The following is a 21,743-nucleotide window of genomic DNA, read 5'->3' on the forward strand; positions in this document are numbered from 1 at the left end:
GGCGTCAGCGGTTCTGGAAGGCCGGCGGGCGGCGCTGCAGGAAGGCGCTGGTTCCCTCGCGCATGTCCTCGGTAGCGAACAGCAGGCCGAACTGTGCGCTTTCGTATTCCAGCCCGGCTTCCAGGCTGCATTCGCCGCCCACGTGCACCGCATCGAGCAGGCCGCGCAGGGCCAGCGGCGCCGAGCGTGCCAGCTGCCGGGCGATATCCTGCACGCGGTTGTCCAGCGCGTCGGCCGGTACCACCTCGTTGACGATCCCCAGTTCCAGCGCACGTGCGGCATTGATCGGTGCACCCAGCAGGCATAGCTCCAGGGTGGCGGCGCGGCCGCACAGGCGCAGCAGGCGCTGGCTGCCGCCGAAGCCGGGAATCAGCCCGAGATTGATTTCCGGTTGGCCGACTTTGGCGGTATCGGCGGCAATGCGCAGGTGGCAGGCCATGGCCAGTTCCAGGCCGCCGCCCAGGGCAAAACCGTTGACGCGGGCGATGACCGGTTTGGGCATGCGCTCGATCTGGCGCATCAGGGCCTGGCCCAGCAGCGAGAAATCACGTCCCTGAACCGCGCTGAGTGTGTTCATCTCGGCGATGTCAGCGCCAGCCACGAACGCCTTCGGGCCGGCACCGGTCAGCACCACCACGCGGATCTCCGGGTCTGCGGCCGCGGCGCGGAAGGCCTCGGCCAGGGCCTGCAGGGTCGCGGCGTTCAGGGCGTTGAGCTTGTCCGGGCGCTGGACGGTCACGGTGCGGATGGCGCCGTCGTCGGTGACAGCGATCAGGGCATCGGCCACGGGGAAACTCCTGGAACGTTAAAAAAAAGTGATATTGAACTCCGCGAACGCAGACGGGTCATAGCCTGCATCGTGAGTAGCGGTTACACGTTGCGCCCGTTATCCTAACCCGTCGCCTCAGGGCGGCGCAGAACGTCCCTGAGTTACCACCCCTGGAGAACTGTTTGATGAAGTTGCGTTCTATCGCGGTCGCCGTCGCGGCCCTGGCCCTGACGGGCAATGCCTTCGCCCAGGACGTCTCGTCCGAAAAGGGCAAGCTGAGCTACTACTTCGGTTACGACTACGGCAACAACCTGGCGGAGCTGACCGGTCGTGGTGAGCAGCTGGACATCAACTCGGTGGTGAAGGGCCTGCAGGATGCCTACGCCAAGAAGCAGCCGGCGATCACCGCCGAGCAGCTGAAGCCGGCCGTTGAAGCGTTCCAGAAGCGCGAGCAGGGCCGTGCCCAGGCTGCCAAGGCCGAGTACGAGAAGGCTGCTGCCGAAAACAAGACCAAGAGCGATCAGTTCATCGCGGCGAACAAGGCCAAGGCCGGCGTGCAGTCGCTGCCGAGCGGCGTCCAGTACCGCGTGATCGAAGCCGGCAAGGGTGCCAAGCCGACCCAGGCCAGCACCGTGCAGCTGGAAGTGGCCGGTCCGTTCCCGTACGGCCAGCGCCCGACCGAAGCCCGCCCGGCCCAGCAGATCCCGTCGATCAAGGTCAGCGAAGTCGAAATGAAGGCCATGCGCGAGACCCTGCTGCAGATGTCGGCCGGCTCGAAGTGGGAAGTCACCCTGCCGCCGGACCAGGCCTACGGTGCGGACCCGCGCACCCCGTTCCCGCCGAACGTGGCTGTGCAGTTCGAGATCAAGCTGGTCAGCGTCAAGTAAATCGAAGCAGTAAACCAAACGCGCCGGTGATTCCACCGGCGCGTTTTTGTTTGCGTAGTGCCTGACGGTAGAGTCGACTGTCAGTCGACTGCTCTTGGGTCACATCGGGGAAACGCCCGCGCTGCGCGCGCGAGTCGACTGACAGTCGACTCTACCGTCCGACCGGCCCACCCGCGCAAATTCAGCCCGTTCGCGCTACTGTTGCCGGGTGCAAACAATGGAAGAAACGGCGCGTGTTGTCGCAAGTCCCTGCATCGGCGTGTGCACGCTGGATCCGCACCGGCAGTGCACCGGCTGCGGGCGTCATATCGATGAAATCGCACGGTGGTCGTCGATGAGCAACGACGAACGCAGTCGCATCCTGCATCGCGTGCAGCCTTTGCGGGCCCAGCTCCAGCAATCATTGCGCGGCTCGCTGGCCGACCACGAACGTTTGATGCGCGCGCTGCATCCGTTGGCCGATCCGCCGGCCGGCGATGGCTGGAACCGCAGCGAACTGATCGATCTGCTACCGCCCGGGCCTCCGGTGGAAGCGGCCGTGCTCGCGGGAATCGTGCCGCGCGCCAGTGGCGCGCAGGTGATCCTCACCCGTCGCACCGAAACCCTGCGCACGCACGGTGGCCAGGTCGGATTCCCCGGCGGCCGCACCGAGCCCGACGACCGCGACGCACTGGCGGCAGCATTGCGCGAGAGCCAGGAAGAAATCGCCTTGGCTCCGGGCCAGGTGCAGGCGCTGGGCTATCTCGATCCTTTCGTGACGATCACCGGCTATCGGGTCACCCCGGTGGTGGCGGTGGTCGATCCGGACTTCGTGCCGGTGCCGCAGCCCAGCGAAGTGGCCGAGGTGTTCGAGGTGCCGCTGGACTACCTGATGGCGGCGGACAACCTGCGCCAGGTCGAAATCAACCATCGCGGCCGCATCCGTCACGTCCTTGAGTACAGCTGGCCCGGCCAGCGCATCTGGGGTGCCACCGCGGCCATTCTCTACAACCTGCGTCGCCGCCTGGAGCAAGTGCAATGAACCCGATCGATCCGCCGTGGACCACCCTGGTCGATGTCGCCACCCTGGCTGCCGCGTTGGGCGAGGGCATCCGTGTGGTCGACGCACGCGCCACCGCCAGCACCGCGGTGCGCGTGGTTGATGCACGTTCCTCGCTGGCCGATCCGCAGGCGGGCAGCGGCCAGTACCTGACAGGTCATATCCCGGGTGCGGTGTATGCCGATCTGAATCGTGACCTGTCCGATCTGTCGCGCGTCGGCCATGGTCGCCATCCGCTGCCGGACAGCGATGCCTTCGCCGCGAAGCTCGGCCAGTGGGGTATCGGTCCTGACACGCAGGTGGTGGTCTACGACGGCAGCGACGGCAGCATGGCCGCCTCGCGCCTGTGGTGGCTGCTGCGCCTGATCGGGCACAGCAAGGTGGCCGTGCTCGATGGTGGTATCGCCGCGTGGCAGGCCGCAGGGCAACCTTTGGCGACGGGGCCGGATGAGGTGACCGCGCTGCCGGCTTACCCGGGCCGTTTCGACACCACCCGGATCGCCAATGCCGAGGAGATCAGCGCACGCCTGAAGCACGCGCCGGGCTGGCTGGTCGACGCACGCGCGGGCGAACGCTTCCGCGGCGAAGTCGAGCCGCTGGACCCGGTCGCCGGCCACGTACCCGGCGCGGTCAACCGTCCGTTTGCGTTGAACGTCGCCGACGGCCGGCTGCGCGATGCACAGGAACTGCGCGTCGAGCTGCAGGGTGTGATCGGCAACCGTGATCCGCAGCAGGTGGTGCTGATGTGCGGCTCCGGCGTGACCGCCTGCCACCTGCTGCTGGCGATGGAAAGCGCAGGCCTGAGCGGCGCACGCATCTACGCCGACTCCTGGAGCGGTTGGGTGAGCGACAGCAGCCGCCCGGTGGCGACCGGCGCCTGAGAAGCGCGGGGTCGGATCCGTTTTCCAACGGAAAACGGCTCTGACCCTATCGAGCGTAAATCCGGGTCAGAGCCCGTTGCGTGGCAACGGGATCCGACCCCGTGCCGACCAAGGTCGGCACCCACCAATTCGTGGAGCGTTGGGTGAGCGACAGCAGCCGCCCGGTGGCGACCGGCGCCTGAGAAGCGCGGGGTCGGATCCGTTTTCCAACGGAAAACGGCTCTGACCCCATCGAGCGTAAATCGGGGTCAGAGCCCGTTGCGTGGCAACGGGATCCGACCGCGTGCCGACCAAGGTCGGCACCCACCAATTCGTGGAGCGTTGGGTGAGCGACAGCAGCCGCCCGGTGGCGACCGGCGCCTGAGAAGCGCGGGGTCGGATCCGTTTTCCAACGGAAAACGGCTCTGACCCCATCGAGCGTAAATCGGGGCCAGAGTCCGTTGCGTCGCCATGGGATCGACTCCGTGCCGACCAACGGTCGGCACCCACCAATTCGTGGAGCGGGTGGGTGAGCGACAGCTGCCGCCCGGTGGCGACCGGCGCCTGAGAAGCGCGGGGTCGGATCCGTTTTCCAACGGGAAACGGCTCTGACCCTATCGAGCGTAAATCGGGGTCAGAGCCCGTTGCGTGGCAACGGGATCCGACTCCGTGCCGACTAAGGTCGGCACCCACCAACAGCGGCAGAAATCTGTCGAAGGCGGGGTGGGGCCGGTTGCGGGGGTGTCCGCGGCATGGATGCCGCGGCCAAGCCCCCATGGACGGGTTTACGGCGTCCCCCGCAACCGGACCCACCCCGCCATCCCCCGGAATGCCAGCTCTTGACGTTGACGTTGACGTTGCTTCTGCGGGTGCAGGGCGCAGCCCTGCCGCTTACCCAACCGGCTGCAGTGGCACCTTCGCCAGCACCCGCGCCCACGGGAACAACGGCCCCGGATCACGCTTGCGCGCCACCATCAGCGTCGGATCATCGCTGGCCGGCACCTGCTCCCGATCCAGCTGGTCATGCCCGGCAATCCGCTGCAGCGACGGATAGCGTGCCACCAGCGCCAGCAGCAGCCGCTCCAGCGCTTCCAGCTGCGCCTCGGTGTAGGCCTCGTCCATCGCCTGGTGACGGCTGTCGAACCAGTGCGGGTAGCGCCCGGTATTGACCAGTTCGATACCCAGCGTATGCGCGTTCATGCCGCGCACGTGGTGGGCCACCCGTTCCGGTGCCACGTACTGCACCACGCTGCCATCGCGGTCGATGTAGAAATGCCCGCTGTTGCCGGCACCACTGTCGTACAGCACACGCTCGCCGTACTCGCGGGCCATCGCCAGGTCGGGCAGCTCGGTGCAGTGGATCACCACCATCTCCAGCGTGGCCGGGTCGCGCAGTGGCAGGCGGTCTTCGTAGGGCAGGGGCTGCAGCTGCAGGCCGGGCAGGAGCGGGTTGGGCATCCGGCGATGCTAGCATTGCGGCATGAACCTGCCTTCTCTTTCCTGGTTGGCCCGCGCCCACGGAGCGCACGTATGAGCCGCGGCCACTGCATCCTGTCCCACGGCTTCGAGAGCGGCCCGGAAGCGACCAAGGTCACCGCGCTGGCCGAGGTGGCACAGCGCCTGGGCTGGACCCACGAGCGCCCCGACTACACCGACCTGGACGCGATGAGCGAGGTCAGCCGGGTGGGCGACGTGCCGACCCGCCTGCGCCGCCTGGTCGAGCGCGCCGCCATCGCTGCCCGGCAGGGGCCGGTGGTGCTGGCCGGCTCCAGCCTGGGCGCCTACATCTCTGCCATCGCCTCGTTGCAGGTGCCGGTGGCCGGCCTGTTCCTGATGGTGCCGCCCACCACCATGGGACCAATGCCGGCGCTGGATGCCGCCGCCGTGCCGACCACCGTGGTGCAGGCCTGGCATGACGATGTGGTCCCGGCCGCCGGGGTCATCGCCTGGGCGCAGGCGCGTTCGGCGCAGCTGCTGCTGGTCGACGACGGCCACCGCCTGGAACGCCACGTGGAGGCCTCCGCGCAGGCCTTCGAGCGCCTGTTGCGGCAACTGTGAAGCCCGGGCGCACGGCGCGCCTGCCCGCTTTGACTACAATGGCAGCCCCGCCGCCCCTGGCGCGGGCCTGCCGGCCGTGCCTACGGCCCTCCTTTCCGACCGGCCCGGCCCCTGTGCCGCGCCCGACCACCTGCGAACCGACCCCGTGAAATTCTTCGTCTCCTGCGCCAAGGGCCTGGAATACCTGCTTGCCGATGAACTGTCGGCCCTGGGCCTTGGCAAGGCCACTGCCACCATTGCCGGCGTCAACGCCGAGGGCGAACTGGAGCAGGCGCTGCGGATCGTGATGTGGTCGCGCCTGGCCAGCCGCGTGCTGTGGCCGATCGACGAGTTCGAGTGCCCGGACGAGCAGGCCCTGTATGACGGCGTGCGTGCGCTGCCGTGGCACGAGCACATCAAGCCGGAGATGACCCTGGCGGTGGACGCACACGTGTCCGGCGACAAGATCACCCATGCCCGCTTCGCCGCGCAGCGGATCAAGGACGCCATCGTCGATCGCATGCGCGATGAAGGCCTGGAGCGTCCCTCGGTCAACACCGACCTGCCTGATGTGCGCGTCAACCTGTCGCTGCGCAAGGGCCGCGCCTCGCTGTCGATCGACCTCGGCGGTGGCCCGCTGCATCGCCGTGGCTGGCGTGGCGCCGCCCACGAGGCACCGCTGAAGGAGAACCTGGCCGCCGCGCTGCTGCTGCGCGCGCAGTGGCCGCGCCAGCACGCCGCCGGTGGCGGCCTGCTGGACCCGATGTGCGGCAGCGGCACGCTGCTGATCGAAGGCGCGCTGATGGCCGCCGACGTCGCCCCGGGCCTGATGCGCCACGGCAGCCTGCCGCCGAGCCGTTGGCTGGGCTTCGACAAGGCGGCCTGGAAGACCCTCCAGAGCGAAGCACGCGATCGCGAGGCCGCCGGCCTGGCCGCGCTGAAGCCGGTCATCCACGGCAGCGACATCGATCCGACCGCGATCCAGGCGGCACGCGAGAATGCCGAGGTCGCGGGCGTCGCTCATGCGATCCGCTTCACCCGTGCCGATGTGGCCGACCTGGCCGCGCCGGAGCAGGAGATCGGTGCGGTGGTCTGCAACCCGCCGTACGACGAGCGCCTGGCCGCCGATCCGGCGCTGTACCGCGCACTGGGCACCGCCCTGCAGAAGGCGGTGCCGCAGTGGCGTGCCAGCCTGCTGTGCGGCAACGACGAGCTGGCCTTCGCCACCGGCCTGCGCGCCAGCAAGAAGTACCAGATGTTCAACGGTGCGCTGGAATGCGCGCTGATCGTCTGCGATCCGATTGCCGTGCCGGGCCGTGATCCGGCACAACCGCGCGAGCTGAGCGAAGGTGCGCAGATGGTGGCCAATCGCCTGCGCAAGAACCTGAAGAAGTTCAAGAGCTGGCGCGCCCGCGAGCACATCACCTGCTTCCGTGCCTATGACGCCGACCTGCCGGAATACGCGGCCGCCATCGACGTCTACGAGGAAGACGGTGGCAAGCGCCGTACCTTCCTGCACGTGCAGGAATACGCCGCACCGGCCGCGATTCCCGAGAACGACGTGCGCCGCCGCCGCAACGAACTGCTGGCCGCCGCGCGCGAAGTATTCGGCGTGCCGCCGGAGCAGGTCTCGATGAAGTCGCGCGAGCGCGGCAAGGGCGGCAGCAAGTACGGCCGCTTCGAGCAGCGAGATGAATTCATCGTAGTGCGCGAGAACAATGCACTGCTGCAGGTGAACCTGTTCGACTATCTTGATACCGGCCTGTTCCTCGACCATCGCCCGCTGCGCCGGATGATGGCCGAGCAGGTGCGTGGCAAGCGTTTCCTCAACCTGTTCTGCTACACCGGCGTGGCCAGCGTGCAGGCCGCCGTGGCTGGTGCCGCCAGCACCACCAGCGTCGACCTGTCGGCCACTTACCTGCAGTGGTGCTACGACAACCTGGCGTTGAACGGGCAGGGCGGCAACCAGCACCTTCTGGTGCAGGCCGATGCGATGGCCTGGCTGGAAGGCGACCGTGGCCAGTACGACGTGATCTTCTGTGACCCGCCGACCTTCTCCAACTCCGCACGCGCCGATGACTTCGACGTGCAGCGCGAACAGCTGAAGCTGCTGCGTGCGGCGGTGGCGCGGCTGGCCCCGGGGGGCGTGCTGTACTTCTCGAACAACTTCCGCCGCTTCAAGCTGGAAGAAAACGCCATTGCCGAATTTGCCCAGTGCCGCGAGATCACCGCGCGCACCATCGGGCCGGACTTCGAACGCAACGCGCGCATCCATCGCGCGTGGGAGCTGAAGCGGTTGGGGTAACACGACGCCCGGGGTCGGATCCCCTGCGCGAAGCGCAGGGGCTCTGACCCCATCTGGATCTACGTACCAGGGGTCAGAGCCCTTGCGCTTCGCGAAAGGGATCCGACCCCGGTGGCCCGGTTACAGCAACGCCACCACCAGCCCCAACACCGGCAGCGCGATCGCCAGTGGCACGATCCACTTCGGCTGGTACGGATACAGCCCGAATGACAGCGCCAGACCGCCCAGTGTCATCGTGCCCAGCCACAGCACCGGGCCCATCGCCCAGCCGTGGTCGGCCAGGCACAGTGCGAACGCTACCGCCAGCAGTACCCAGCCCAGTACCCGCCACTGCGTGCGCCGTGCCGGGGGGGCTGCAGCCTTGCCGTGCAGATCGTGCTGGTGCTTTTCCATCGCCAGCGACAGCGCAGTAAACGCAGAGAACGACAGGGTCAGCGCCAGCAGCATCATGCGCTGGCCTCCGCTTCGGCCGCTTCTGCAGTGTTCACCGATGCCTTCGGCGCAGCCGCAGCGGCCGCACGCTTCTTCTTCTCGGCCGCACTCAGCGGTGGCGTCCAGCGCTGCATGCGCCAACCGCACAGCGCCAGCATCGCGCCGAACGCGATCATCGACAGATCGAAGCCAGCCAATACCCAGTCGCCGTTGCGCAGGGTGTTGCCCAGGTGCGCATGCGTGGTCAGCGCATTGACCACCGGTACCAGTGCGAACGCGGCCGCGCCCAGGTAGAGCTGCCACGCCCACATCATCCGCTTCGGCCAGATGAAGGCGGCCAGCAGCGCGCCGGCCCAGGCGTAGAAGAACACGTTGGCCTCCGCACTCGAGCGCTCGGCGATGTCCAGCGGCAGCAGGCGGTTGCCCCAGAAGTAGGCGGCGAAGGCGATCGGCAGGCCGGCCACGGTGCCGATGTTCAGCGCATCGACCAGGCGCAGGCCGAAGCCGGTGCGGCCACTCTTGGCGTGCCTAGGCCGTTCCTTCACCGCCCACAGCACCACGCCGCTGGCCACCATCAGGCAGCCGACCAGGCCGGACAGGAAGAACAGTGCACGCAGGCCCCAGTCGGCAAAACGCGCCAGGTGCAGGCCGTACAGCACGCCGCGGGTGGCGGTGGCACCGCCGGAAGGCGGCGTTTCCTCAAGCAGAGCACCGCTGACCATGTCGTAACGCACGGCCGGGGTGTCGATGGACAGGCGCTTGCCGTCGCGCTGGCGGATGTCGATCACCGCATTGGCCGCGCCCGGATTGGACACGGTGAAACCGGCCACCTCCACGCCGTGCCAATGCGCGCGCGCGCTGTCCAGCAGTTGTGCGATCGGCAACGGCGTGGCGTGGCCCTCGGCGGGCGCGGTCACTTCCGGGAGGCCGCCGAAGGCCTCGAAGACGAACGCGTCCTCGTCCTGCGGGTAGGCCACCTTCACCCCCCACGGCAGGTACATGATCATCAACGTCACAATGCCGGTGTAGGTGATCATCGCGTGGTAGGGCAGGGCCATCACCGCGCTGACGTTGTGGAAATCAAGCCAGGAACGCAGGCCCTTGTCCTTGCGGAACGTGAAGAAGTCCTTGAAGATTTTCTTGTGGGTGATGACGCCGGTGATGATCGCCACCAGCATGAACATCGCGCAGAAGCCGACCAGATAGCGTGCCCACAGCACCGGGATGTAGTGCAGGTCGAAGTGCAGGCGGTAGAAGAAGTCGCCGCCGCGGGTCTCGCGCGCCTTCAATGCCTGGCCGGTGTTGGGGTCCAGCGTGGCGTCGCCGAAGCCACCGCGGCGGCCACGGCTGGGATCGGCCAGTTCCGGCGGCAACCGCCAGAACATCTGCATGGCCGGGTTGCGCGGCTGCGGCAGTGTGACGAACGAGTTTTCGGCCTGCGCGGCGTTGGCCTGCAGGTAGTCCACCGCGCGCTGTGCGGCGACGTCGATGCTGACGTTGCTGGACGGCAGTTCCGGACGCATCCAGCGGCTGATTTCCTCGCGGTAGTAGCTGGCCGTGCCAGCCATGAAGATCAGCAGCAGCAACCAGCCAACCAGCAGCCCGGTCCAGGTGTGCAGCCAGGCCATCGACTGGCGGAATCCGTTCTTCATGCCCAGGCCCCCATCAGGCGCGCAATGGCGGCCATCAGCAGCGCGGGCGCGAGGATGCCGACCCAGGCGCGCAGCGCGCTGCGGGTGGCGAATGCCCACAGTGCCGCACAGGCGGCGACCAGGATGGCCAGCAGCATGCCGGTCAGCACGGTCTGGCCACGTGCGCCGGGCAGGGCCACGGCGCAGAACACGCTGGTCATCGAGGCCAGTGCGTAACCGCCGAAGATCGCGGCCAACGAGCGTGACAGCACGCCCCAGCGCGGGTTGGAAAAGAAGGTGCGGGGGCTGGCGGTTGCGGGCGAGCGGTCCACGGCATTCCTGCAGGTAGGAGAGGGAATGGAACGCGTCCGCGGCCCCCTTGCGCCCTGCGCATGTCGCCCAGCGTGTCCCATCGACAAAGCACGGCCCGCGCAGACGGGCAGTCCAGAGGTCGGGGATGTACACGGGCGATGGGTGCGTCTTCCGCACCCGATTGGCTAAGCGTACAACCGATCAGTAAATGATAGGCATTCGCATTTTATGAATCAAGCGTGATGACCCGAGGGGCGCGTTGAGGCCTAGAACCTGAACACCACTGTCGCCGCATGCAGCAGCAGGCCGATCAGGCCACCCACCAAGGTGCCGTTGAACCGGATGAACTGCAGGTCGCGGCCCACGCTCAGTTCCAGCTGTTCCACCAGATGGCGCTCGTCCCAGCCCTTCACGGTCTGCGCGATATGCGTGGTCACGCCTTCGCGCAGGCGGCCGGTCAGGCGTTGCGCGCCTTCCAGCAGGTGCTGGTTGAGGGCCTCGCGCAGCGCCGGGTCGGCCTGCAGGCTGGCACCGAGCGAACCCAGGCTGCGCTGCAGGTGGCCGACCAGCGCCGAGTCCTCGCGCTGCAGGTCCGCGCGCAGGCTGGCGTGGATGCGCGCCCACAACCCCTGCACGTAGTCCTGCAGGGCCGGATGGTCGATCATTTCCTGCTTGAGCTGTTCGATGCGCTCGGCCAGGGCCGGGTCCTCGCGCAGGCGCTGCACGTAATTCTGCAGCCAGCTCTCGTAGTCCTGGCGCAGCGGATGCTGCGGCTCGGCCAGTACCTGCTGCAGCTCTTCCAGTACCGCGCGGGCCAGGCGCTCGGCCAGGCTGTCGCCGATCTCGTCAATCGGCTTGACCCAGTTCACCGTGCTCGACAGCGTCGGCCATTCGCGCTGGATGTAACGCACGATCAGCTGCGAGGCGCGTTCTTTCACCTCGGGCTGCTCGAGCCAGCGGCCCAGCCGCTGCAGGCCTTCGTCCAGCACGCGCTGGTGGCGACCATCGGCGGTCAGCAGGGCCAGCAGCTCACCGGCAGTGGCAGCGGCATTCCACTGCCGCAGCTGCTGCACAACGAAGCCGTGCAGCTGCCGGCGCACGGCGGTTTCGTCGAAGAAATCCAGTGCCTGCAGCGCCCAGCCGCGGGCCATGTCGGCCAGCATGCGCGAGCGTGCCGGGTCGGCCAGCCAGCTGCCGAGGCGGCTGGCCGGATCGAACACCTGCAGCTTGGCCAGCAGCACGCCCGGCTCCAGGAACTGGTCGCGCACGAACAGCGCAAGGCTGTCGCCGATGCGTTCCTTGCTGCGCGGGATGATCGCGGTGTGCGGGATCGGCAGGCCCATCGGCCGCCGGAACAGCGCGACCACGGCGAACCAATCGGCCAGTGCGCCCACGGCTGCGGCCTCGCAGAACGCCGAAACCCAGGCCCAGATGCCGCGCTCGCCCTGCCAGTGGCTGACCGCGAAACCGGCCAGCATCAACAGCAGCAGGCCCAGCGCGAGGGCTTTCAGGCGCCGCAGCTGAGCGCGGCGCGGATCGTTGGCAGACGTCATGCCGGAAGTCTAACCGGCACGGCATGAGCATCTGGTAGTGCCGGCCGCTGGCCGGCATCCTCAACGCACCCGATACGTTCATGGCGTTGCCGGCCAGCGGCCGGCACTACCCCTTGGTTCAGAGCGCTTCCAGTTGCTTGCGCAGCGCGGCCAGTTGCGCGCGCAGGGTGTCGTTCTCGCGGGTCAGCGCGACCACCCGACGGCGCAGCGCCGGTGCGTCCTCGCCCAGCTGCTCCAGCGCCGACAGCACCTCGGCATCGCGGCTGGCGATTTCGTCCTCATTTGCCTCCTCGAAATCCATCTCGGCTGCTTCCGGCTTCGGCGCACGCGGCTTGCGCTTGGACTCGCGCACGCGCTTGGCGGCCTGCTTCAGCTCGTCCTTGCCACCGGCGGCGGCGGCGCGCTGCTCTTCTTCCGGCAGGTCAGCTACGGCGGCGGCGGCGCTGATCGAGATCACGCCGGCCTTGACCGCTTCCACCACCTCGGCCGCGGCCTGGGCGTGGATGCGCTCGATCATGCCAACCTGGCTGGTGCTCAGCTTGGCTTCGCGGGCCAGCTCGGCGCGGCTGATCTTCGGCGCCGGTTCCCACGGCGGGCTGTCTTCACCGGCCTCATCGGTGGCGTCGGCAGTGCCATCGCTCTCGCGCTGCAGCTGCGCCTGCTCGATCTGCTTGCGGGCGGCCAGGATGTCGCGCTTGCGCAGCGCCAGCACGCCGCGCTGGAAGTCGGACACGCTGCGACGGCCCAGGTGCTGCTCGATCATCCACAGGTGCACGTCTTCCATGCTCTGGAAGCGGGTGTTCTGTACGGTGTTGAAGGGCAGGCCATGCTTCTGGCAGATGCCGAAGCGGTTGTGGCCGTCGACCAGTACGTTGCCCCACAGGACCAGCGCGTCACGACAGCCCTCGGCCAGGATGCTGCGCTCCAGCGCGTCATGTTCGTCCGCAGTCAGCGGGTCGATATAGGCCTTGAGTTCTTCTTTGACGACGATATCCATGGGCACGGCAGCGAGCAGGAGCGGAACCGCCCATTGTACCCGCTCGCCGCCGCCGGCCAGGGCTCAGGCAGTGGCCCGGATCATCTCGCCCAGCGTGCCGGTGATCTGGTCGATCTGCGCCTTGTCCACGATCAGCGGGGGCGACAGCGCGATGATGTCACCGGTACAGCGCACCAGCAGCCCGCCGTCGTGGAAGCAGCGCCGATAGACCTCGTAGCCCCGGCTGCCCGGCGCATCGCGGCGAGGCGCCAGCTCGACCGCGCCGACCAGACCGAAGTTGCGGATGTCGATCACGTTGGGGAGGCCCTGCAGCGCATGCAGCCGTTCCTGCCAGTACTCGCCCAGCTCGATGGCGCGCTCGAAAAGGCGCTCCTCGGCGTAGACCTCCAGCGTGGCCAGTGCGGCCGCGCAGGCCAGCGGATGCCCCGAATAGGTATAGCCATGGAACAGCTCGATGGCCTGTGGCGGTGCCTGCATCAGGGTTGCATGCACGGCGTCGCTGGCCAGCACGCCGCCCAGCGGCACTGCGCCGTTGCTGACCGCCTTGGCGAAGGTCAGCAGGTCGGGGGTGACCCCGAAGCGCTGTGCGGCGAATGGCATGCCGACCCTGCCGAAACCGGTGATGACCTCATCGAACACCAGCAGGATGCCGTGGTGGTCGCACAGCTCGCGCAGGCGCTGCAGGTAGCCCGGCGCCGGCAGAATCACCCCGGCGGAACCGGCAATGGGTTCGACGAAGACCGCCGCGATGGTTGAGGCGTCATGCAGTGCGATCAGTCGTTCCAGGTCATCGGCCAGCTCGGCGCCCTGGCGCGGCAGGCCTTTGCTGAACGCATTGCGCTGCAGGTCCAGGGTGTGGCGCAGGTAGTCCACGCCGCCCAGCTGCAGGCCGAACGCCCTGCGGTTGTTGGGCAAGCCGCCCAGCGCCATGCCGCCGAAGCCCACGCCGTGGTAGGCCTTCTCGCGGCTGATGAAACGCGTGCGCTGGCCCTCGCCACGCTGGCGGTGGTAGGCCAGCACGATCTTCATCGCGGTATCCACCGCCTCCGAGCCGGAGCTGGTGAAGAACACATGGTTCAGTGGCGTCGGCGCCAATGCGGCCAGTCGCTGCGCCAGCGCGAAGGCCGGTGGTGAGCCCATCTGGAAGGCCGGCGAGTAGTCGAGCGTGCGTGCCTGCTCGACGATGGCCTCGACGATGCGTGGGCGGGCATGGCCCGCGTTGCAGCACCAGAGGCCGGCGGTGCCATCGAGGATCTGGCGGCCGTCGACATCCTCGTAGTGCATGCCCTCGGCACGCACCAGCAAACGCGGCGCGGCCTTGAACTGGCGGTTGGCGGTGAACGGCATCCAGTACGCCTCCAATGACTCCGGGCGTTGGGTAGCCAGATCGTGCAGGTCGCTCGCGGAACGCTTCATGCCAGCTCCATCGGGTCCGATGGGGGAAATGTAGCGCAGCCACGTCACGGCGGAGTCGCGGCCGCGCCGGTATAACCGGGGAAACTGTTCCGAGGAGCCCGACATGGCCGACTTTCCCGACCGCAGCCACTGGCAGGTGCTGGCCCAGCAGCTTTCGATACCCGCACAGGCCTTCATTGATGGTCGTTACACCGACGCTGCCAGCGGCGCGCGCTTCGACTGCATCAGCCCGATTGATGGGCGCGTGCTGGGGGTGGTCGCCGACTGCGATGCAGAGGACGTAGAGCGCGCAGTGCGGTCGGCGCGGCGTGCCTTCGATGCGGGCCACTGGTCAGAGGCCAGCCCGGCCCATCGCAAGCGGGTGTTGCTGGCCTTGGCGGCATTGGTGGAAAAGCACGCTGATGAGTTGGCCCTGCTGGAAACCCTGGACATGGGCAAGCCGGTGCGCGACGCACGCCGTATCGACCTGCCCGGCGTGGTGCGCTGCCTGCGCTGGACCGCCGAAGCGGTGGACAAGCTGTACGGCGAAGTCGCACCGACTGGCCCACACGAGCTGGGCCTGGTCACGCGCGAGCCAGCCGGCGTGGTCGCAGCGATCGTGCCATGGAACTTTCCGTTGCTGATGGCCTGCTGGAAGATCGCGCCTGCGCTGGCCATGGGCAATTCGGTGGTGCTCAAGCCTTCCGAGCGGTCGCCCTTGAGTGCGTTGCGATTGGCCGCGCTGGCCGCTGAGGCGGGCCTGCCGGACGGCGTGCTGAACGTATTGCCAGGCCACGGTACGCGCGTCGGTGAACCGTTGGCGCTGCACATGGATGTGGACGTGCTGGCCTTCACCGGTTCCACCGCCACCGGCGCGAAGCTGCTGGAGCATGCGGGACGGTCCAACCTCAAGCGGGTCTGGCTGGAATGCGGTGGCAAAAGCCCGCACCTGGTGTTCGCCGACGCACCGGACCTGGACGCAGCGGCCAAGGCCGTGGCGCAGGGCATCTTCTTCAACCAGGGCGAAGTCTGCACCGCCGGCTCGCGGCTGCTGGTGCAGCGCTCGATCCGTGAGGACTTCGTGCACCAGGTGATTGCCTACGGCCAGCATATGCAGCCGCAGCATCCACTGGAGGCCGATGCACCGATGGGCGCGCTGGTCGATGCCGCGCACGTGGACAAGGTGCTGGCCGATATCGCACGGGCCGAAGGCGAGGGCGCCCGCCTGCTGCTCGGCGGCCATCGGGCCGAGGTGGAGGCCGGCGGCTGCTATGTGCAGCCCACGGTGTTCGACCAGGTGCGTCCGGACCACGCGTTGGCACGCGAGGAGGTGTTCGGCCCGGTGCTGGCGGTACTTGGTTTCGAGGATGAGGCGGAGGCAGTGCGCGTGGCCAATGACAGCCGCTATGGGTTGGCGGCGGGCCTGTGGACACGCGACCTCGGCCGCGCCCATCGTGTCGCACGCCAGCTGCGCGCCGGCAGCGTGTGGGTGAACGGCTGGGATGGTGGCGACATGACCGCACCGTTCGGTGGCTACAAGCAGTCCGGCAATGGGCGCGACAAGTCACTGCATGCGTTCGACAAGTACAGCGAGATCAAGGCCACCTGGATCCAGCTGTAACGACGTGGCTGCTTGACCGCTGTTCGTTCTTTGTAGCGTCGAGCCCTGCTCGACTGCTTCTCGCGAAGAGCAGTCGAGCCTTGCTCGACTCTACAGAAGGCAGACAGCCGTCGAGCTACCGGCAGCGGGTACTCACCTGCAGCACTGCCGCGCGCAGCATGTCGCGGTCGGCTTCTTCGACCGCGTTCTGGAAATAGTCCATGTCCTGTTTACCCAGTTCGCACGGGTCGACGATGTATCCCGGCGGCCAAAGCCCCAGCAGTTGCGCCACGCCATGCACGATCTGCTCGGGGCTCATCTGCCGAGGGATCCGGAAGTAATTGCGGCGAGGCCCGAACGCAGGATGGACCTCGCGCCGACCGATCAGGCGCGGCGCCACGCCAGCTGCGCTGATGCCGTCACCACCGTCGATGCTGCCCGCAGGCAGGCTCAGGACCAGTGGCGCCACTGCAGCCACGTCCCCCGGGGCAGGCAGGGCGCTCTCTGCCTGTGCAACCGGGGGCAGGGCGGGGCATCATCGATGCGGCCGGACGCGTCATCTTTGCGGAGGGCAAGGCGGGCTGTTGAGGTGCCGGCGCCGGCGGTTCCGGCGGCAGCCAATGCAGCGAGATCCGCGGGCCCTCACCGCTACGCAGTTCGATCCGGCCGCTGTCCAGCAGCCACAGAGCGAGCCCGCCATGCACCAGCAGCACCACCAGCCATGCCGCCATCCGCGGCAGCTTCGGCGAATCGGAGCATGACAACGCAACTGCAGCCATGGGCAAGGCATCCATGCAGGGACCGGTGGCGCAGCCTAGCCGGCGGCCGGAAAAATTCCGTTGGCATCGGTGTCGGCTGAAACCATCGTCCCGTGCGGCCATCGGCCCGTGGCAGAATCGGGCGATCCGCCGTTACCCGTGTTGCCGATGTCGACGATCACTGCTGCCGCGCCGCCCGTGAATTCCCCCCGTCGTGTTCTGGTGGCTAGCCTGATCGGCACCACCATCGAATTCTTCGATTTCTATATCTACGCCACGGCCGCGGTGCTGGTGTTCCCGCACCTGTTCTTTCCGGACAGCAGTGAGCAGGCGGCCCTGCTGCAGTCACTGGCGACCTTCGCGGTGGCGTTCATCGCGCGTCCGGTCGGCTCGGCGGTGTTCGGCCATTTCGGCGACCGCATCGGCCGCAAGGCCACCCTGGTCGCCGCGCTGCTGACCATGGGCCTGTCCACGGTGCTGATCGGCCTGCTGCCGACCCATGCGCAGATCGGGCTGTGGGCGCCGGCGCTGCTGGCGCTGTGCCGTTTCGGCCAGGGCCTGGGGTTGGGCGGCGAGTGGGGTGGGGCGGTGCTGCTGGCCACCGAGAATGCGCCGCCGGGCAAGCGCGCCTGGTACGGCATGTTCCCGCAGCTGGGCGCACCGCTCGGCTTCCTGCTGTCGGCCGGCATCTTCCTCGTACTCGGCCGCTGCCTGAGCCAGAACGACTTCCTGCAGTGGGGCTGGCGCATTCCGTTCGTGGCCAGCGCGCTGCTGGTCGGCCTCGGCCTGTGGGTGCGCCTGAACATCCACGAGACGCCGGACTTCAAGAAGGCGCTGGAGCGCAAGGCGCCGGTGCGGTTGCCGATGTGGACGGTACTGCGTGACCACCCGGTACCGATGCTGCTCGGCACGCTGGGTGCGTTCGCCACCTTCGTGCTGTTCTACCTGATGACGGTGTTCAGTCTCGGTCATGGCACCGCGGTGCTGGGCTACAGCCGCGAGCAGTTCCTGCTGATGCAGATGGCCGGCATGCTGTTCTTCGCGCTGGGCATCCCGCTGTCGGCGCGCTATGGCGACCGTTGGGGCACGCGGCGCACGATGATTGTTGCCAGCGTACTGATCGTCGGCTTCGGCGTACTGTTCGCACCGTTGTTCCAGCCGCACAGCCCGTGGCTGGTCACCGCCTTCCTGTGCCTGGGCCTGTTCCTGATGGGGCTGACCTACGGCCCCTGCGGTACCTTCCTGGCCGAGATCTACCCGGTGGAGGTGCGCTACACAGGTGCCTCGCTGTCCTTCAATCTGGCCGGCATCCTCGGTGCGGCACCGGCGCCGTACCTGGCCACCTGGCTGGCCGAGCGCTTCGGCCTGGTCGCGGTCGGCTACTACCTGTGCCTGACTGCGGTGGCGACCCTGTGCGCGCTGGTGGCACTGCACCGGCGCGCGCTGCGGCTCAACCAAAGAAGCGCTTGAGCGTGCGACCCAACCAGCCGCCGCCCTGGTGTTCGCGGGCGAACTGGTTCAGGTGCGCCTTGACCTGTTCGGCATAGGCCTGGTCGTCGCCACGGATGTGGTTGAACAGCCAGCGCGAGAGCATGGTGCGCAGCTCGTCACTGATGTCCTCGCCGGCCTGGAAGCGCATGCGGTACTCCGAGACACGCTTGATGAAGACCTCATGCACGCGTTTGTGCGCGGCACAGAACGGGTAGCCCGCTTCCTCCATCAGCTCTTCCTCGAACGCGAAGTGCGACATGGTGTAGTCCACCACCTCGTCGATCACTTCACCCACTGCGGCACGCTGCATGCTGGCCTGGGCCACGTGCAGGTGGTTGAGCATTTCGATGATGCGGCGGTGTTGTTGGTCGATCACATCGATGCCGATGTTCAGATCGTCCTGCCAGACCAGTAGTGCCATCCCCGGCTCCCCTTCATGCGTATGTCGGGGCCGACTGTAGAGCCGCCCGGCGCGGGCGGCGTTGATCTGGATCAAAGCGTACCGGTCAGGGCAGCGCCGGCTCGCGTGGGCGCAGCGGGCTGGCGACCGTGGTGCAGCTGACCCGGTTGCGGCCACCGGCCTTGGCCAGGTACAGCTGGCGGTCGGCTTCGGAGATCAGCCGGTGCAGTGCATCGCGCTGCGGGCGCAGGCAGCACAGCCCGATGCTGACCGTCATGCGCAGCGTGGCGGTGCCGATGTCCACCTCCAGCGCGGCGATGCGCTGGCGCAGCTCCTCGAAGTACAGCAGCGCCTCGTCCTGCTCCATGTCCGGCACCAGCAGGCAGAATTCCTCGCCGCCGAAGCGCGCGATCAGGTCGTGGCTGCGTGCATGCGTGGCCACCGCGCCGGCCACCGCGCGCAGCGCATCGTCGCCGGCTTCGTGGCCATGGGTGTCATTGATGTGCTTGAAGTGGTCGATGTCGATCATCGCTACCGCCACGCACTGGCCGTGCAGCTGCAGCTGCGGCAGCTGGCGCTGGCTCTGCTCCAGGAAGCAGCGGCGGTTGGGCAGGCCGGTGAGGAAATCGCGGGTGGCCAGGTCCTGCAGGGTGCCGATCAGCTCCAGCTGGTCCACATTCTGCGAGACCCGGCAGAAGAATTCCTCGCGCGAGAACGGCTTGCGCAGGAAATCGTTGGCGCCGTTCTTCAGGAAGCGCGGAATCAACGATGCATCGGTATTGCCGGAGATGCCGATCACCGCCACCTTGTCGCGCGAGCGCAGGGTGCGCAGGCGGCGGGTGAACTCCACGCCCTGCATGCCCGGCATTTCCTGGTCGACCACGGCGAGGCGGATCGCCGGATGCGCCTCGATCGCGGCCAGGCCTTCGTTGCCATCGGCCGCTTCGTGCACCTCATGGCCGTACATGCGCAGCAAGGCTGCGGCGTAACCGCGCGCGGACGGTGAGTCGTCCACCACCAGCGCGGCGATGCGCCGGTTGCGCTCCAGCCGCTGCACCAGCCACACCAGGTAATCGATGCTGCCGGGAGTGTTCTTCAGCACGTAGTCGATGATCTGCTGCTGCAGCACGCGCTTGCGCAGGTCCTCGTCGTAGACGCCGCTGACCACCACGGTGGGCAGGTCGCGCTTGAGGAAGAACTCGACCACCGCGTCGCGGTCGCCATCGGCCAGGACCAGCCCGGTCAGTACCAGGAACCAGCCGCCACGTTCGCTCAGCAGGCGGTCGGCCTCGGCCAGGGTGGAGGCGATCACCACCGGCAGTTCCAGGCGCTGCTCGATGGCCTCGCGCAGTATGCCGGTGAAGGCGCGGGAGTTTTCGACCAGCAGGATCCGCTGCGGCAGCGGATCGGCCAGGTCGCCATCGACGGCGGCCTGCGGCAGGACGGGCATGATGCGGTGGCTCACGAGGGAGGGGCTCGGCACGGATAACGGCGGTTTCGGGTGTAACTTTAGCGGCGAACGTTGCGCTCCGGGCCAGATTCCGCGTCAGGCCGCCGCTGGCGACGCGTGGGTGATCGGTTCATGCAGGACCAGCCGCAGCCGATTGCCGCGGCAGTGGACCGTTCCGCCGTAGGCAAGCATCCGTCCGGCCAGGCGCTCGACGGCCTGTTGGGTGGTACGCGTGGAAAGCGGGCAACCACTGTCGAGCAGGCTCACCACGGCAACAATGCCGCGATGCTTGCCTGCCCGACCGCTTCGGGCGCGCACGCAGACCTGCCCGGTTTCCAGTTCCAGCAGAAGTGAAACCGCCTCGATCAGCGAGCGATAGATGGCTAGTTGCAGATCCACGGTCAGCAGGCAGGGATTGCCCGCCAGCCTGGGTGGAATGACGCGATGCGTGTTGTTCCAGATTTCGCATGCACCGCCGGCTTGCAGCGCGATGTAGAGCCCGACCTGCTCCAGTCCGGTGGGATAGACCAGGCTGGCCTGTTCGCGAAACAGCCGTGAATGTACCGACGACGCGTGCTGCAGGCTGTTTGCGACCGCATGGTGGCCTTGGGACTTCAGCCAGCTGACCATCTCGCTGAGCGAATTGTCCATGCCCTCGCCCAGGTGCTTCAGGTGGACGGCCCGTTCACGCAGCTCACGCTCGCTGGTCTGAAGTGAGCCGCGTGCCAGGCGCAGCGTGGTTGCCTCGGCCAGGCCGCGGGACCGGGCGCGCTGATGGTGATAGCTGATGCTGGAACCGAGTGCCAGCAGTGCGACACTCATCACCGCCATGTTCTGTTGGGTGGCGAACGTGCCCAGGTCGAACGAGGAAGGCAGGCCAGTGCTGGGCGTTGCGCCGTGCAGGGGGAGGTTCAACAACGGAATCGCGATGGCTAAGCCGCGCCACCCGTGCATGAAGGTCAGGGCGATGGCGGGCAGGGCGGCCAGCAGCACCATGTGTGTCCGCGTCGTGTGGGCGTCGGCGCGTGTCAATTGCATGCACAGGCCCAGCACCAGCATCCCCAGGATCGCCGAGGCGGTAGGGGCGACGAAACGGTCTGTCCAACCGGGGTCGGCCTGCCGCCGCGACCAGAGGAATGCCAACGGTACCAGGGTGATGATGGCGGCGAAGTGGCCAAAGATCGTCCGGTCGACCGCGTCCAGCAGGTTGCTGGGTGGTGGGTTCGACCATAGGACATATGAAATGCCCAGGTTGAGACCCGGGACGAACAACGCTGTGCAGAACGACAGCGACAGCAGCCACAGACCGGTGGCTGCTTCGGACGGCATTCTCATCCGATGCAGGTAGACCACCAGCATCGCCATCGGCATCAGCAGCGTCGAAGCCAGGATGACCCAATCCAGGCCGTAGGTGTCGATCATGGGGATGCGCAGCGTTGCAAAGTACGCGTACTCGCCCAGCAGCAGGTAGGGCCACAGGCGGGTCGGGACGATCAGCAGTGCCGCTGCGCGGATGCCCGCCGGCAGGAAGAACTGATCCAGCGAAAACTGACGCGAGCCGAGGCAGCTCAGTGCATAGACGGCCGCGAGTGCGATGCCGGCTGGCCGGATACGGAAGCTCAGTTCAACTGCCTTCTTGAATCGGTCCAAACCCGAGCCTCCCTTGCTCGTGACATGGCAGCGGCCGTGCGGGTTGCTTGAACGCGCCATGACGCGCCATTGGATGACAGTATCGATGGAAGCAGGGGGGCGCAATTGCACGCCGGCGCCAGATCCTGACGGGGTGGATTCGGCGCCGACCAAAGATCACTTTCGCGCAATGATCTG

18 protein-coding genes and 1 pseudogene are annotated in these 21,743 nt (G+C 67.6%); 7 read left to right on the plus strand and 12 right to left on the minus strand.

Translation table 11 applies throughout. The features are described from left to right. Window positions 1-4: 4 nt before the first annotated feature. A complete protein-coding gene (locus tag CKW06_RS08360; RefSeq protein ID WP_024957873.1) occupies window positions 5-787 on the minus strand; it encodes an enoyl-CoA hydratase/isomerase family protein in 783 nt (260 codons plus the stop codon). Between the two features lie 167 nt (window positions 788-954). Between CKW06_RS08360 and CKW06_RS08365 the strand changes: the two genes are divergently transcribed. From CKW06_RS08365 to CKW06_RS08375, 3 genes are all read left to right on the plus strand, one after another. Next, window positions 955-1,656, plus strand: coding sequence for an FKBP-type peptidyl-prolyl cis-trans isomerase N-terminal domain-containing protein (locus tag CKW06_RS08365; protein WP_024957874.1), 702 nt, complete (start codon window positions 955-957; stop codon window positions 1,654-1,656). Window positions 1,657-1,873: 217 nt separating this feature from the next. Continuing rightward, window positions 1,874-2,677, plus strand: coding sequence for a CoA pyrophosphatase (locus tag CKW06_RS08370; protein ID WP_024957875.1), 804 nt, complete (start codon window positions 1,874-1,876; stop codon window positions 2,675-2,677). After that, window positions 2,674-3,576 carry a sulfurtransferase gene (locus CKW06_RS08375; protein ID WP_024957876.1) on the plus strand — a complete coding sequence of 301 codons (903 nt, stop codon included), beginning with the start codon at window positions 2,674-2,676 and terminating at the stop codon, window positions 3,574-3,576. The genes CKW06_RS08370 and CKW06_RS08375 overlap by 4 nt, the downstream gene beginning before the upstream one ends. Before the next feature lie 870 nt (window positions 3,577-4,446). Here the strand turns inward: CKW06_RS08375 and CKW06_RS08380 are convergent. Next, window positions 4,447-5,013 carry an N-acetylmuramoyl-L-alanine amidase gene (locus tag CKW06_RS08380; RefSeq protein WP_012479642.1) on the minus strand — a complete coding sequence of 189 codons (567 nt, stop codon included), beginning with the start codon at window positions 5,011-5,013 and terminating at the stop codon, window positions 4,447-4,449. Between the two features lie 72 nt (window positions 5,014-5,085). On the opposite strand from CKW06_RS08380, the gene CKW06_RS08385 reads away from it, so the two are divergent. Beyond that, window positions 5,086-5,613, plus strand: a complete 528-nt coding sequence (locus tag CKW06_RS08385) for an alpha/beta hydrolase (RefSeq protein WP_024958728.1) — start codon at window positions 5,086-5,088, stop codon at window positions 5,611-5,613. 145 nt (window positions 5,614-5,758) lie between these two features. Beyond that, window positions 5,759-7,897 (plus strand): bifunctional 23S rRNA (guanine(2069)-N(7))-methyltransferase RlmK/23S rRNA (guanine(2445)-N(2))-methyltransferase RlmL, encoded by a 2,139-nt coding sequence (gene rlmKL, locus CKW06_RS08390; protein ID WP_024958727.1) that lies wholly within the window; start codon window positions 5,759-5,761, stop codon window positions 7,895-7,897. Between the two features lie 120 nt (window positions 7,898-8,017). Here rlmKL and CKW06_RS08395 read toward each other — a convergent pair whose 3' ends face one another. The 6 genes from CKW06_RS08395 to aptA form a co-directional block, all read right to left on the minus strand. After that, on the minus strand, window positions 8,018-8,347 hold the full coding sequence (locus tag CKW06_RS08395) for a DUF3325 domain-containing protein (protein WP_024958726.1): 330 nt from the start codon (window positions 8,345-8,347) through the stop codon (window positions 8,018-8,020). Then, on the minus strand, window positions 8,344-9,981 hold the full coding sequence (locus CKW06_RS08400; protein ID WP_024958725.1) for a PepSY-associated TM helix domain-containing protein: 1,638 nt from the start codon (window positions 9,979-9,981) through the stop codon (window positions 8,344-8,346). Before CKW06_RS08400 ends, CKW06_RS08395 begins: the two co-directional genes overlap by 4 nt. After that, window positions 9,978-10,292 carry a DUF3649 domain-containing protein gene (locus CKW06_RS08405; protein WP_005412781.1) on the minus strand — a complete coding sequence of 105 codons (315 nt, stop codon included), beginning with the start codon at window positions 10,290-10,292 and terminating at the stop codon, window positions 9,978-9,980. Before CKW06_RS08405 ends, CKW06_RS08400 begins: the two co-directional genes overlap by 4 nt. Before the next feature lie 246 nt (window positions 10,293-10,538). Continuing rightward, window positions 10,539-11,825, minus strand: coding sequence for a DUF445 domain-containing protein (locus tag CKW06_RS08410; protein ID WP_024958724.1), 1,287 nt, complete (start codon window positions 11,823-11,825; stop codon window positions 10,539-10,541). A gap of 118 nt (window positions 11,826-11,943) precedes the next feature. Beyond that, window positions 11,944-12,822: a hypothetical protein gene (locus CKW06_RS08415; protein WP_005408807.1), complete on the minus strand. Its 879-nt coding sequence runs from the start codon at window positions 12,820-12,822 to the stop codon at window positions 11,944-11,946. A gap of 63 nt (window positions 12,823-12,885) precedes the next feature. After that, on the minus strand, window positions 12,886-14,238 hold the full coding sequence (gene aptA, locus CKW06_RS08420; RefSeq protein WP_024958723.1) for an omega-aminotransferase AptA: 1,353 nt from the start codon (window positions 14,236-14,238) through the stop codon (window positions 12,886-12,888). Window positions 14,239-14,341: 103 nt separating this feature from the next. Between aptA and CKW06_RS08425 the strand changes: the two genes are divergently transcribed. Further along, entirely contained in the window at window positions 14,342-15,838 is a 1,497-nt protein-coding gene (locus CKW06_RS08425) for an aldehyde dehydrogenase (RefSeq protein ID WP_024958722.1), read from the plus strand. A 115-nt stretch (window positions 15,839-15,953) separates the two neighbouring features. Here CKW06_RS08425 and CKW06_RS08430 read toward each other — a convergent pair. Continuing rightward, a pseudogene (locus CKW06_RS08430) lies at window positions 15,954-16,596 on the minus strand (hypothetical protein). Between the two features lie 156 nt (window positions 16,597-16,752). Here CKW06_RS08430 and CKW06_RS08435 point away from each other — a divergent pair. Beyond that, entirely contained in the window at window positions 16,753-18,045 is a 1,293-nt protein-coding gene (locus tag CKW06_RS08435; RefSeq protein WP_176573237.1) for an MFS transporter, read from the plus strand. Here the strand turns inward: CKW06_RS08435 and CKW06_RS08440 are convergent. The 3 genes from CKW06_RS08440 to CKW06_RS08450 all read right to left on the minus strand — a co-directional run bounded on the left by CKW06_RS08440 (window position 18,026) and on the right by CKW06_RS08450 (window position 21,566). Further along, window positions 18,026-18,487 (minus strand): bacteriohemerythrin, encoded by a 462-nt coding sequence (locus CKW06_RS08440; RefSeq protein ID WP_004151683.1) that lies wholly within the window; start codon window positions 18,485-18,487, stop codon window positions 18,026-18,028. The two genes, CKW06_RS08435 and CKW06_RS08440, sit on opposite strands and share 20 nt — an antisense overlap. Before the next feature lie 85 nt (window positions 18,488-18,572). Beyond that, complete coding sequence (locus CKW06_RS08445) at window positions 18,573-19,916, minus strand: diguanylate cyclase (protein WP_024957174.1); 1,344 nt, start codon at window positions 19,914-19,916, stop codon at window positions 18,573-18,575. A 96-nt stretch (window positions 19,917-20,012) separates the two neighbouring features. Further along, window positions 20,013-21,566, minus strand: coding sequence for an MASE1 domain-containing protein (locus CKW06_RS08450; RefSeq protein ID WP_024957173.1), 1,554 nt, complete (start codon window positions 21,564-21,566; stop codon window positions 20,013-20,015). Window positions 21,567-21,743 lie beyond the last annotated feature (177 nt).

The sequence above is a fragment of the Stenotrophomonas maltophilia genome, from assembly GCF_900186865.1.
Lineage (GTDB): Bacteria > Pseudomonadota > Gammaproteobacteria > Xanthomonadales > Xanthomonadaceae > Stenotrophomonas > Stenotrophomonas maltophilia.

Coding starts and splice junctions, on each gene's coding strand:
- CKW06_RS08410 (WP_024958724.1), bottom strand. CDS start 11,825: ATGACGTCTGCCAACGATCCGCGCCGCGCTCAGCTGCGGCGCCTGAAA.
- CKW06_RS08385 (WP_024958728.1), top strand. CDS start 5,086: ATGAGCCGCGGCCACTGCATCCTGTCCCACGGCTTCGAGAGCGGCCCG.
- CKW06_RS08365 (WP_024957874.1), top strand. CDS start 955: ATGAAGTTGCGTTCTATCGCGGTCGCCGTCGCGGCCCTGGCCCTGACG.
- CKW06_RS08395 (WP_024958726.1), bottom strand. CDS start 8,347: ATGATGCTGCTGGCGCTGACCCTGTCGTTCTCTGCGTTTACTGCGCTG.
- CKW06_RS08445 (WP_024957174.1), bottom strand. CDS start 19,916: ATGCCCGTCCTGCCGCAGGCCGCCGTCGATGGCGACCTGGCCGATCCG.
- CKW06_RS08380 (WP_012479642.1), bottom strand. CDS start 5,013: ATGCCCAACCCGCTCCTGCCCGGCCTGCAGCTGCAGCCCCTGCCCTAC.
- CKW06_RS08440 (WP_004151683.1), bottom strand. CDS start 18,487: ATGGCACTACTGGTCTGGCAGGACGATCTGAACATCGGCATCGATGTG.
- CKW06_RS08400 (WP_024958725.1), bottom strand. CDS start 9,981: ATGAAGAACGGATTCCGCCAGTCGATGGCCTGGCTGCACACCTGGACC.
- CKW06_RS08375 (WP_024957876.1), top strand. CDS start 2,674: ATGAACCCGATCGATCCGCCGTGGACCACCCTGGTCGATGTCGCCACC.
- CKW06_RS08415 (WP_005408807.1), bottom strand. CDS start 12,822: ATGGATATCGTCGTCAAAGAAGAACTCAAGGCCTATATCGACCCGCTG.
- CKW06_RS08370 (WP_024957875.1), top strand. CDS start 1,874: ATGGAAGAAACGGCGCGTGTTGTCGCAAGTCCCTGCATCGGCGTGTGC.
- CKW06_RS08425 (WP_024958722.1), top strand. CDS start 14,342: ATGGCCGACTTTCCCGACCGCAGCCACTGGCAGGTGCTGGCCCAGCAG.
- aptA (WP_024958723.1), bottom strand. CDS start 14,238: ATGAAGCGTTCCGCGAGCGACCTGCACGATCTGGCTACCCAACGCCCG.